The organism is Aeromonas popoffii (genome assembly GCF_000820025.1).
Lineage (GTDB): Bacteria > Pseudomonadota > Gammaproteobacteria > Enterobacterales > Aeromonadaceae > Aeromonas > Aeromonas popoffii.
In genome coordinates this window covers 69,932-82,077 of the sequence record NZ_CDBI01000066.1, presented here as the reverse complement: position 1 = coordinate 82,077, position 12,146 = coordinate 69,932, and the positions used below count along the sequence as shown (strand labels likewise).

General features: G+C 58.9%; 9 protein-coding genes and 3 pseudogenes. 9 read left to right on the top strand and 3 right to left on the bottom strand.

Translation table 11 applies throughout. From position 1 onward, the window contains the following. Nucleotides 1-38: 38 nt before the first annotated feature. Nucleotides 39-269, bottom strand: a pseudogene (locus tag BN1129_RS24240) (IS4 family transposase); the annotation flags it as partial. A 491-nt stretch (nt 270-760) separates the two neighbouring features. Between BN1129_RS24240 and BN1129_RS22650 the strand changes: the two are divergent. From BN1129_RS22650 to BN1129_RS14175, 5 genes and pseudogenes are all read left to right on the top strand, one after another. Beyond that, nucleotides 761-1,014: pseudogene (locus tag BN1129_RS22650) on the top strand (transposase); the annotation flags it as partial. A 528-nt stretch (nt 1,015-1,542) separates the two neighbouring features. Then, nucleotides 1,543-3,393 carry a leukocidin family pore-forming toxin gene (locus BN1129_RS14185; protein ID WP_042037361.1) on the top strand — a complete coding sequence of 617 codons (1,851 nt, stop codon included), beginning with the start codon at nt 1,543-1,545 and terminating at the stop codon, nt 3,391-3,393. Nucleotides 3,394-3,546: 153 nt separating this feature from the next. Beyond that, nucleotides 3,547-3,882: pseudogene (locus BN1129_RS23480) on the top strand (transposase); the annotation flags it as partial. Nucleotides 3,883-3,951: 69 nt separating this feature from the next. Next, complete coding sequence (gene nfo, locus BN1129_RS14180; protein WP_042037393.1) at nt 3,952-4,797, top strand: deoxyribonuclease IV; 846 nt, start codon at nt 3,952-3,954, stop codon at nt 4,795-4,797. Between the two features lie 21 nt (nt 4,798-4,818). After that, entirely contained in the window at nt 4,819-5,808 is a 990-nt protein-coding gene (locus BN1129_RS14175; protein WP_042037360.1) for a Gfo/Idh/MocA family protein, read from the top strand. 112 nt (nt 5,809-5,920) lie between these two features. Here the strand turns inward: BN1129_RS14175 and BN1129_RS14170 are convergent, their stop codons facing one another. Further along, nucleotides 5,921-6,850, bottom strand: a complete 930-nt coding sequence (locus tag BN1129_RS14170; protein WP_042037359.1) for a LysR substrate-binding domain-containing protein — start codon at nt 6,848-6,850, stop codon at nt 5,921-5,923. 99 nt (nt 6,851-6,949) lie between these two features. On the opposite strand from BN1129_RS14170, the gene BN1129_RS14165 reads away from it, so the two are divergent. The 4 genes from BN1129_RS14165 to BN1129_RS14150 all read left to right on the top strand — a co-directional run bounded on the left by BN1129_RS14165 (nt 6,950) and on the right by BN1129_RS14150 (nt 11,378). Further along, complete coding sequence (locus BN1129_RS14165) at nt 6,950-7,942, top strand: TDT family transporter (RefSeq protein WP_042037358.1); 993 nt, start codon at nt 6,950-6,952, stop codon at nt 7,940-7,942. A gap of 272 nt (nt 7,943-8,214) precedes the next feature. Then, nucleotides 8,215-9,204: a lauroyl-Kdo(2)-lipid IV(A) myristoyltransferase gene (gene lpxM / locus BN1129_RS14160; RefSeq protein ID WP_042037392.1), complete on the top strand. Its 990-nt coding sequence runs from the start codon at nt 8,215-8,217 to the stop codon at nt 9,202-9,204. A 139-nt stretch (nt 9,205-9,343) separates the two neighbouring features. After that, nucleotides 9,344-10,339, top strand: a complete 996-nt coding sequence (locus BN1129_RS14155; RefSeq protein ID WP_042037357.1) for an LpxL/LpxP family acyltransferase — start codon at nt 9,344-9,346, stop codon at nt 10,337-10,339. Nucleotides 10,340-10,517: 178 nt separating this feature from the next. Further along, entirely contained in the window at nt 10,518-11,378 is an 861-nt protein-coding gene (locus tag BN1129_RS14150) for a PA4780 family RIO1-like protein kinase (RefSeq protein WP_042037356.1), read from the top strand. Between the two features lie 75 nt (nt 11,379-11,453). Here the strand turns inward: BN1129_RS14150 and BN1129_RS14145 are convergent, their stop codons facing one another. After that, nucleotides 11,454-11,975 (bottom strand): GNAT family N-acetyltransferase, encoded by a 522-nt coding sequence (locus BN1129_RS14145; protein ID WP_042037355.1) that lies wholly within the window; start codon nt 11,973-11,975, stop codon nt 11,454-11,456. Nucleotides 11,976-12,146 lie beyond the last annotated feature (171 nt).

The window sequence follows — 12,146 nt, the reverse complement described above, 5'->3', positions numbered from 1 at the left end:
ATAGAACAAAGGGAGGCATCTGCCTGAATGCCAGTCAGTTAAGCCTGACTGGCATTGTTTTTATGGGCTTGTTTCACACTGTACTGCTGTGCTCTTGGCGTTACCCTGCGGGGGTGATGTCGCTCTCTTCTCGCGGGTAATACGAACTGCCCGCTTGTTTACCGAAGCCTGCCACCCACCTCGGGAGATGCCCCGGTGACACATACCGCATGCAGCTCAAAATCATGGATAGGGAAGACCAACGCCATGTGAACTCTCAGGGAAGGTGCGAACAAGTCATATGACACAAAAACGCCACCTCCTAACCAATTGATTTTAAATGGATAAATTTTCCATTTTTTGTTCATGAGGTCCTTATTCTCACCCCCTGATCAGATCCATGCGGATCAACACAAATCAGATAACAAAATAAAGCTGCACAGAACCTTAACCAGCCACATAAAAAAAAACAAATAATATATAGTTAAGAACTGCATCACAAAGTCGCGGGTAATTAGTTTCTTTCGAACAAAACCTAATTAAACTCCATCAGGACCCGAACGAAGTATCAAGATAGATAGTATATTATTATTGGCATAAAAGTTAATAGTGACGTTTATCCTAACAGGATAAAAATAGGAAGAAATTTCTTTTGGTTACTTTATGGCGTTGTTTCCAAAATCGATGCAGCTTGCATGGAACTAACTGAAAATGTGGCGTTCTGATCACCACTATTCCCTTCAAGTCTGCATCATGGGCAAGTCGCTTCCCCCCATCACCAACTGGCCTCAAGGTATTTGGTGATGGCGAGTGGAAAGTCAGAAAACACGGTGCTGAAAAGCGGCGAGTTTGGCGTAAGTTGCATTTGGCGATTGATCCAGCGAGCCCGGATATCGTGCGGCAGCATTGCAGTTGGAAAATGTCCATGACGCCGAGGTGCTGCCAATATTGCTCAGCCCACTGAGGCGCACGCTGGGCCATGTTGATGCTGATGGGGCTTACGACAGCAAAGCCTGCCATCAGCTGATAGCGAGACATGCCACGCCCGTCATCAATAGGATGACAGAAAACGAAATATATCTGAATTTATTTCCATCATCGGTTCACTGGGCAATATTCAGCCTGTGGCGGGCGTTGGCTGACAATATAATATCACCAGACAGAGGAGGGTCACCCCATGATATCTATCTCATAGCCCTGAGTGTTTCCTCGCGGCAGAATGCGCAAGACATCAGGCTCCCGCTTCATCGTTCAGGCGATGAACCGGAACGCGAGGCTAAAAACAGGTGTCGCCCGCATCAAAAAGGGGCAGCGCTATGACAGCGCGACAACCGTGTAATAGCATCGGCGAGCGCCGAATATTCCACACTAGACTGTATCGTAGTCCTTGTTTTGCCATATGAAAGACCTACCATGAACATCTGCTCATTCACGGCGATAAAAATGGTTGGCATTGTTCGGCAAGCAAGCAGTATCACGCCGAAATATAACCATCAACAATAGGGTGGTGCTGTTCCACCTCATGATGGAAATAGTCTGGCGTGATTCGACAAGGAATTAACAATGAAAAATAAAAAACCACGTAAAATCATCACTCGGGTTCCCACTCTCAGTTTACTCACCCTGGCTTTGCTGGCAGGCAGCGTGCAGGCCGAAGACATAGGCGAGCGTACCGATCAGGGCATCAGCATGCTGGCCAGCCTGCAATCGGAGCAGGGACTTGTCTACTTCAACGCCAGCATCTGGCTGGATGAGCAGCAAGCCACCAGGGGGCTGACCCCTGAGCAACTGCACGAACGCGTGCTGGTGAAGGGTGAGCGCGTCTTCATCGATTTCAGCGCCCTCACGGATAAGGACGAGCGGCAACAGGCCAAAAAAGCCATGGCGCGGCTGACAGCTATCTCGTTCGATGCCGACTGGGTACTGGTCTCCGCCTACAAGGGGGCGCTGATGTTTACCCCGCTGGGGGGCGTCGATGATGATACGGCCTTCTCTCAGGTGATGGAGCGGGTCGAGAGTCTTGCTGAGCAGGGCAAACGCTCCCTGATCCAGCCAGCCGCCGATGGCGACAGCTTGCCTCACGTGGCCTTCTATCTCAACGTCTACCGCCCGATCAACAACTCCGAGTGCACCTTCCCGCGCTCTTACCGTTGGGGTATCGGGGATAGGAATTTTTGTGACTCGCCTAACATCTCGCTGGTCTATCGGATCAATCTGATGCGCTCCCTGCAATATGGCACCATGGGCTCCGCCACGCCGGACGCCAAGTTGGTGCGGATCTCGCTGGATGCGGAGTCACACGGTGCCGGCATCCGGCTCAACAATAGGCTGGACTATGTTGAAACCGAAAAGCCTGACTGGGTATCACCATCAACACCAAAATGGGACTATGCCACAGACGCCATCGCCCAGGATTACAGTTTCACCATCGAAGCCCTCGACACCAAGGCGTCTGTGCTCAAGAGCCAGCCCACCAACCTCAACACCGAGTATAAGCAGAGTGTGACCTCCGGCGTCACTGTGGGGGTAAGCGGCGGTGGAGATCTGAGCAAGGCTGGGCCCAAGGCCATGCTGAATGGCTCGGGCACCTTCACCCAGAGTCGCACGCTCACCTATGACACTCAGGACTATAGGGTCAATTACTCGGGCAGCGCCCATCAGGTGAATTTCAGCTGGGTGCGGGAGCAATATGCTACTGCGGAGTCTCTGCTCTACTCCGGTGAGTCCCTGAATTTACACAGAGGCTACAATGTGGATCACAATCGCATCAAGCCGATCAGCTACATGGGTTTCGTGCCGAATCTTGACGTCATCTACAAGGCTAGCTCGGGCGAGACGGGTACCACCTGGTTTTCCATTACCTCCTCGGTCAATATCCGTCCCATTTACACCGGAGCCGATATGGGATTTATGACGAAATACTATGGCTACGAGGATGGCAATATGCGCAGACGGGTGTCTAAATACAACTATTTCGAAGTTGATTGGAACCACCCGGTGTTTACCGGCGGTCGCCCGGTCAATCTGCAGCTGGGGGGCTTTAGCAACCGTTGCCTGAGCGTCAATACCCAGCAAAACGTGAGCGCAGTGACTTGTGACGAGAAGTCGGCCGACCAGTCCTTCATCTATGACCGGGACGGCCGCTATGTCAGTGCACGGGATACCGGCTACTGCCTGGATGCCAGCAACCTCAAAAAGGTGCAGACCTGCAGCTCGGACCTGAGACAACGTTGGGAGTGGAAGCCTAATAGTGATGCGCTCAGCAACAAGAGCACCCATCAGCTGCTGGGTCACAACACGCAGACGGGGGCGCTGGCGCTCTATGACGAGCATGGCCAGCCTGGTGGCGTCAGTCTGCGTACCCTGACCAGCTACACCAAGCTCTTCGAAAACTACCAGCCAAACGTCCTCTGATTGAGTGTTCGTATCTTGACCAATAAAAGCGCCGGCAACTTGCCGGCGTTTTCATGGGGGTCAGCCGAGCGTCAGGCCTTGGGTTCGATCAGCGGGGTGAGCAGCTCGGCCAGCTTGTAGAAGGTCTGTACCCGGGGGGGCTGGGACACCACTGACGCTGAGGTGCTGCCGACATTGCTCAGCCCACTGCGGCGCAAGCTGGGGCGAGTTTATGCCGATGGCGCCTATGACAGCAAAGCCAGCCATCAGCTGATCGCGCACAAAGGGGCGACAGCCTGTATTTCACCTCGCAAGCGTGCGGGGTTATGGAAAAAGGGAGATCCGATACATGAGGCGGCGCTGGTGATGCGTAAGGAAGGGCTGGCGCACTGGAAGAAGATGTCGAGGTCTCACCGTCGCTCGCTGGTGGAAACGGCGATGTGCCGGTTTAAACAGTTGATGGCGGGCAAAATCAGTCTGCGAACATACAGTGCGTCTATGGCGGCCATCGAGGATCCCGGTTTGGTGCTGGCGGGGGAGATCGGCATAATGGCGCTCTCACAGAGCAGAGGAGATCTCATGAAATATATCGGAGCCCACGTCAGTGCCGCCGGCGGGGTGGAGAACACCATCGCCCGCGCAGAGGCTATCGGCGCAAACGCCTTCGCCCTGTTTACCAAGAATCAGCGCCAGTGGCAGGCCGCGCCGCTGTCGGAGGCCAGCATTCGCGCTTTCAAGCTGGCCTGCGAGAAAGCCGGCTTTCGCCCGGAGCAGATCCTGCCCCACGACAGTTACCTCATCAATCTGGGCCATCCCGATCCCGACGGACTCGCCAAGTCTCGCGATGCGTTTCTCGATGAGATAAAGCGCTGCGAGCAGCTGGGACTTTGCTACCTCAATTTCCACCCCGGCAGCCACCTGAAACAGATCCCGGAAGCGGCCAGCCTGACACTGGTGAGCGAATCCATCAACTGGGCGCTGGAGCGCAGCCAGGGGGTGACGGCCGTGATTGAGAACACAGCCGGACAGGGCACCAACCTCGGCTGGTCGTTTGAACACCTGGCTACCCTCATCGACGGGGTGGAGGACAAGCACCGGGTCGGCGTCTGTTTCGATACCTGCCACGCCTTCGCCGCCGGTTACGATCTGCGCACTCCTGAGTCCTGTGCCCAGGTGTTCGCCGATTTCGATCGCATCGTCGGCTTCCAGTATCTCAAGGGGATGCACATCAACGGCGCCAAGTGCACCTTCGGCAGCCGGGTCGATCGTCATCACAGCCTGCAGCAGGGCAATCTGGGGGAGGCGGTATTCCACCACATCATGAATGACGACCGCTTCGACGGCATTCCGCTGATCCTGGAGACCATCGACGAGACGATCTGGGGCGACGAGATCCGCTGGCTGCGCAGTCTGGCCAAGGCATAACCCGTGCAGGAGACAGAACGGATGCAAACCGAGGGGCTGAGCGGGGCGCCACTGCGCTGGGGCATTGCCGGAGCAGGGGCCATTGCTCGTCGCTTCTGCCAGGACGTGAATGAACATGCCCGCCTGGGGCAAGTGGTGGCGATCGCCGCCCGTGATCAGACGCGGGCCCGGGCCTTTGCCGAGGAACAGGGGCTACCCCTTGCCTATGACGGCTATCAGGCGCTGGCGGCAAGTGCGGAGGTGGAGGCCGTCTACGTGGCGGTGATCCATCCCGAGCATGCCGCCCTGATCAGGCAGATGTTGCTGGCGGGCAAGCACGTGCTGGTGGAAAAACCGGCAGTGACTCACGTCGCTGATTGGGATGCGCTGGTGCAGCTTGCCCAGGCCCGTGGCCTGCTGCTGATGGAGGCGATGAAGGTGATGTGCTTCCCCGCCATGCGCACGTTGCTCCAGCGGCTCAGTGCCTTGCCGGCACTCAACCGGCTGCGGGCGGCCTTCGGCTCGGTACAGGCGCGAGACGGCAAGCTGTTTGATCCCGCATTGGCCGGGGGCGCCGCCTGGGATGTGGGTGTCTATCCGCTCTGGCTCTACGCCGCGATCTGCCTGCAGCAGGATCTCCCGGCGGGGGAGCCAGAGGTGCGTCTGGTACGCCAAACGGGCGAGGTGGATGAGTCGGTGCATTTTGCCTTTACCGGCCCCCTTGCGGCCGAGCTGGATGCCTCCATCGTCCAGGATCTCGACAAGGCGGCGTATCTGGGCGGCGAGGGCTGGGCCCTGCAACTGGTCGGCAAGTGGTGGAACCCACAACAGGTACGCTGGCTCACGGGCGATCCCTTGCCTGCCTGGCCGGGAGACATAGCAGAGCCGGTGGCAGGCGGTGGCATGCAGCATGAGGCGGATCATTTCGCCGCCTGTGTCAGGCAGGGATTGAACGACTCCCCCTGGGTGCCGCAGGCCCTGACCAGAGACGTGCTGGGGTGGGTCGAGCGCGGCTTGCAAGTCGGCTCGTGATCATGGCTATGCAGAGAGGGCGCCGGAGCGCCCTCTCTTTTTATCTGATCGCTTGCCGGCTTGAGCGGGAAGCGGCGAGAGACAGGCTGGCGCGCGAGGGGCGTCGAGCACCCTATCTGCTCGTTGGTGACCCTGCTGTGGCCGCCTGAGGTTGAGACAGGGCACCCTCTTGTGCGCGGCAAAACTGCAGGAAGCGGCGCAGGGTGGCCGAGTGGTATTTTTGCCGATGCCAGATGAGGGAGAGCTGGCGGGGAAACCGCCGGGCAAGGGAGAAGGCGACCAGCCGACCGGCCTGCAACCTGTCCGATACCGCCAGGCGGGAGATGAAAGAGATCCCCAGCCTTTTTTCAACCGCCAGCATCACCGCCTCCAGGGTATTGAGCTCCAGCCCCGCCTGCCAGCGGGGCAGCTCGGGCAGGATCTGCTGCTCGAACTGTTCGCGACTGCCGGACCGGGGTTCGCGCAGTACCCAGGTCTCACCGCTCAGCTGGGTGAGCGACAGGCGGTTGCGCCGGGCGAGGGGGTGGCCGGGGTGGGCCACGATCAGCATCTCGTCATTGAGCCAGGGTTCGCTGACGAGATCCGGGTGGTGGTTCTGCCCCTCTATCAAGGCCAGATCCAGCTCGAAGTTGGTCAGCAGATGGCAGAGCTGGTGGGTGTTGGTGATGGTGACCCTGGGGGGCAGGCCCAGCTCCTGCTGGCTGCTGGCCAGCAGGGTGGGCAGCAGGTAGTTGCCTATGGTCTGGCTGGCGCCGAGGCGCAGCTGGCCGCTCGGCTCGGCATCCGGGCTGAACAGGGTTTCGATATCCTGCATCCGGGTCAGCAGCTCTTCGGCGGCCGGTTGCAGCAAGCGCCCCTCGTTGTTGAGCTGCAATCTGGGATGGATGCGATCGAACAAGGGGGTGGCGAGCTGGCGCTCCAACTCCTGCAACGACTGGGAGACGGCGCCCTTGCTCAGGCAGAGCTCGTTGGCGGCCAGCCCCAGATTGCCGTAGCGGGCGATGGTGGCGAATACCTTGAGTTGTTGCAGGGTCAGCTTCATGTTTGGTTAACCTGAACGATTGATTTAATTCATTTAGATATCGTAAACGATAGCTGCTCTTTATCCTATGCCCATCGTCTCTCACAAGAGGTTTCAGACATGATCGCAAGCACCCGTCAATCCTTGGGCAAAGCCCCGACCCCCATGGCGGGCCTGGCACTCGGGATCGCCAGTCTAGGTTGGTGCTGGGAAAATGCCGGTCAGTTCGATGGTCGCCTGCAGTTGCTGGGCGCCGCCGTCGCCGCCGTGCTGCTGGTGATCCTCACCTTCAAGTTTCTGCTCCATCCGCGCCTGCTGTGGCAGGATCTGGCCCACCCCGTGGTGGGCAGTGTGGTGCCGACCTATGCCATGGCCACCATGGTGGTCTCCAAAGCCGTTGGCATGTTGAGCCCGGGCATGGGCGAGGGGCTCTGGTTGTTTGCCGTGGTACTGCACCTTCTCTTCCTGGCGACCTTCATCTGGCACAGGGCCAAGCAGTTCGAGATCCATCACATGGTGCCGAGCTGGTTTGTGCCGCCGGTGGGCATTATCGTGGCTGACGTCGCCTTTCCTGGCGGCCAGTTTGCCGTGCTGGCCGATGCTCTGCTCTGGTTCGGCCTGCTCTGCTACGGCCTGATGTTGCCGTTGATGCTCTACCGCCTTATCTTCAGCCATGAAGTGCCGGATGCCGCCAAGCCGACCATCGCCATTCTGGCGGCCCCTGCCAGCCTGTCACTGGCGGGCTACCTGACGGTGACCGAGGATCCTTCCCTGCTGCTGGTGGCCGTGCTGCTGGGGATCGCCATCCTGATGACCGGCATCATCTACCTCGCCTTCTTCAAGCTGCTGCGTCTGCCGTTCTCGCCGGGGTATGCCGCTTTCACCTTCCCGCTGGTGATAGGTGCCACCGCCCTGTTCAAGGTGGGACACCTGCTGGCGCAGTGGCCGCAAGCGACCCACTATGTGGCGCAGATCAACCTGCTTGCCCACTTCGAACTGGGCGCCGCCACCCTGATTGTCGGCTACGTGGCCTTGCGTTATCTGATGTTCTTCCTGCCGCTGGGTGAGAGTGGCAGGGTGTCCGGCATGGCCCGGTATGGAGCCCGACGCTAGGCAAAGACCCTGTTGGAGAGCAAGGGGATAAGGGGTCAGTCAACGAGAAGAGCATGGGTGATGACATACTCCACTGGCCAGACCTAGTGACAGCGCTTCGCCAGCCGGAGCGCTTTTTTGTCTGCGGTGAAGTGTCGAAGGAGACTTTTTTGCCGCTGGGGAATCCATTTTTTGAACCAGCGCTCACCCTGAGGTGCTCATGATGAATTTCACTGGTATTACCTGTCAGGATGAATACAATGCAACCCCATTTTCTTCGTTTGACCTCATTCATGTCTTCCCTAGATCCTGTGTTTGACACCTCTTTTCAGACCCGTTTATTGCGACCGCGTTACTGGCCAAGCTGGTTGGCACTGGGTGCGCTGTGTCTGCTTGCCTTCGTGCCACCGCGTTGGCGTGACAAGCTGGCAGAATGGCTGGCGCCGCTGGTGCTCAAGGTCTCCAAGAAACAGATCTATATCGCTAAAACCAATCTGGATATCTGCTTTGCCAACAAGAGCCAAGCCGAGCGTGATGCCATCCTGATGACCTCGATTCGCATCGGTCTCAAGACCCTGCTCGGCTTCGGTGAGTTCACGGTGCGCAGTCCCGCCTACCTGATGAAGCGCATCCAGGTGAGTGGCTGGGAGCATATCGAGGCGGAGCAGGCCGCCGGCCGCCCCATGATCCTGGTGGTCCCCCATAGCTGGCCAGTCGATGCTGCCGGCTACTACTTCACTCAGCGCGGCGTGCCCATGTGCACCATGATGAAGAGTGCCCGCAATCCGGTCTTTGACTGGCACATCAATCGGGAGCGGGCCAAGAATGGCTGCCGTGTCTATGAACGCAGTGCCGGTATCAAGTCGGTGATCAGAACCATCAAGCGTGGACACAGCTTCTTCTATCTGCCGGACCAGGATCATGGCCGTGAGGCGAGTATCTTCGCTCCCTTCTTCGGCTATCCCAAGGCAACTCTGCCAGCCCTGCCACGTCTGGTGCAGCTCAGCGGTGCCCGGGCTGTGCCCTTGCTAGCCTGCTATGACGAGGCGCACTACTGCTACCGTCTGGAGATAGAGGCGCCGTTTACGGATTATCCCAGCGCCGATCTGATGGCGGACACTTGTCGCATGAATGACATGGTGCAGCAGCAGCTGACCCGTCATCCCGGTCAGTACATGTGGTTCCTCAAGATCTTCGATACCCGTGAGGATCAGGAAGGGCCGGATGGCCTCTACGAAGAGGGCATTAAGCGGATCCGGGGCGATCTTCCCCCTCGTCCCTGAGCGGGTGTCAGCGCTGTTTGTCATGGCCCTTCGGGGCCATTTTTGTGGGCGCCACGCCTTGGCTTGCGCAGCCCCTGGCACCCCAAAGTGGAAAAAAATATCAGGATAATTACAATAACCGTTTATTTTTTATGACTTGATGGTGGCCATGTCTTCACACGATCCGGTTTTTGACTCCTCATTTCATGCCCGTCTGCTCCATCCGCGCTGGTGGGGCAGTTGGCTGGCGCTTGGTTTTTTGTGCCTGCTGGCCCTGGTGCCTCACGGCGTACGCGGGTGGTTTGCCAATGCCATAGCCCCGGCGTTGCTGCGCCTTTCCAAAAAGCAGGCTTACATTGCCGAGACCAATCTCAAGATCTGTTTTCCCGAGCTGGATGCGGCCGGACGCCGCACCCTCTTGCTCAAAGCGATCCGCACCGGCCTCAAGACCTTCATGGGCTTTGGCGAGCTGACCCTGCGCAGCGCCGCGCATCTTAAAAGCCGCATCAAGGTGCGGGGCTGGGAACATATAGCGGCGGAACAGGCCGCCGGGCGTCCCATGATACTGGTGGTGCCTCACACCTGGGCGGTGGACATGATTGGCCGCTACCTGAGTGACGAGGGGCTTGTTCTGTGCACCATGATGAAGAGCCCGAAAGATCAGGTATTTGACTGGTACATCAACCGCGAACGGGCCAAGGGGGGCAAGGTGTATGAGCGCAGTGTCGGCATCAAGCCGGCCATCAAGGCCATTCGCAGCGGCGCCAGTTTCTTCTATCTGCCGGATCAGGATCATGGCCGCGAGGCCAGCCTGTTCATCCCCTTCTTCGGCCACCCCAAGGCGACCCTGCCGGCCCTGCCCAAGCTGGTGACGTTGACCGGCGCCAGGGCTGTGCCCATCCTCGCCTGCTACGACGAGGATGAAGAGTGCTACCGGCTTGAGATTGACCCCCCGTTTGATCCTTACCCCACGGACGATTTGACCGCCGACGTCAACGCCATGAATTGCATGGTGGAGCGACAGTTGCGCCGTCATCCCGAGCAGTACATGTGGTTTCTCAAGATCTTCGAAACCCAGGAGCATCAGGCGGGGCCGGACGGTCTCTATGAAGAGGGGATTAAGCGGATCCGCCGCGGTCTGCCACCCGAACCCTGAAGGGAAAGACATCGGTTGGCGTGTTGAGCGGAGGCGGGTGACAACTGCTTGTCATTCAGGCAGTTTGGTGGGCAAAAAGTCGGCAATTAGGGCGCCGCAGGGCGCCAGATAACAGGGATATGCACGCTGGCCCCACAGGGGCTATCTTCTGATGCGCAAATAGGGTAAAAGGGCGGCCATGAAAATTCCAAATCGAATCCAACCTCTGGTTGATGACGGCCTGGTCGATGACGTCATCAGCCGGCTGATGAGCGGCAAAGAGGCCGACGTCTATGTGGTGCGCTGCGGTGACGAGATCCGCTGCGCCAAGGTCTATAAAGAGGCGTCCAAGCGCAGCTTCAAGCAGGCTGTGGTCTATCAGGAAGGGCGCAAGGTACGCAACAGCCGCAGCGCCCGCGCCATGGAGAAGGGCTCCAAGTACGGTCGCAAGCAACACGAAGAGGTGTGGCAGAACACCGAGGTCGACGCCCTGTTCAAGCTGGCTGCGGCCGGGGTGCGGGTGCCACAGCCCTATGTCTGCCTCGACGGCGTGCTCCTGATGGAGCTCATCACCGACGAGGAGGGCAACGTGGCCCCCCGTCTCAACGATGTGGCGCTCTCGTCCGAGCAGGCCATCGCCGATCACGCCAAGGTGATCCGCTACGTGGTGCGCATGCTCTGTGCCGGCCTCATCCACGGCGACCTTTCCGAATTCAACGTGCTGGTGGATGGCCAGGGGCCCGTCATCATAGATCTGCCCCAGGTGGTGGATGCCGCCGCCAACAACCAGGCCAAGGCCATGCTGGAGCGGGACGTCAACAACATGCGCAACTACTACGGCATGTATGCCCCCGAGCTGCTCAAGACCCGCTACGCCAAGGAGATGTGGGCCTTGTTCGAAGATGGCAAGCTGACCCCGGAGAGCGAGCTGACCGGCCTGTTCGAGGAGAGCACCGAGGCCATCGATATCGATGCCGTGCTGCATGAAATCGAGAGCGCCGAAGAGGAAGCCCATGCCCGTCTGGCCCGAATGAACGCCGAGCAGGAAGACAGCTACTGATCGCCACTCATCATCACGTCATCAGTCACAACATGAGCGCCTTAGCGGCGCTCTTTTTATTGGGCCCGCACTGAGTCAGGCTGGCCGCCATCCAGAGGGAGAGATCCGGTAGAACCGCACCCAGCAGTTATCTCCGGCATGGTAGCGGCGATCCAGCCATTGTCCGTTGGCAGATTCAATGATCTTGAGGGAGGCTCTATTCGTTTCGTCGCAGCTGATGAGTACTGGGCTGGTCAATACATGTTGCTGCAGCCAGAGCAGCAGGGTACGGGCGACCCCTTCACCACGGCGGGAGGGGCGGGTCTCGTAGCCGATGTGGCCAAGCCACGCCCGGGTGGCCGGATTGTCGCCGTGGCGCAGGCGCAGGGCCCCGAGGATCTCCCCTTTCTCAAGCGCAAAGTAGGTAGTGGTAGGCGGATACCCCATGGGTAGCTGGCGTCCCTCGGCATGATGGAGCAGGCTTTGCAGCCAGCCATCGGGATCAAACTGCGCCACCTGATAGAGCGGCAGGCCTGCTTCACCGCATTCGGCCACATAACGGCGATAGGCGGGCGCATCGGCACGTTGCGCGGCCCGGCACACTATGGTGGCCGTCATGCGCGCAGCGCTGCCGTCTGCAGGGGCTTGGCCGCGCCACCGACGTGCGACAGCGTGACAAACAGCACCAGCCTCGACAACTGTGCTGAGGAAAACAGATTTTGCATTAAAGGGTCTCTACGGGCTCGTCCTGCCGGTCACTGTGTCTCGACCCTGAGGGTCGCCATGACA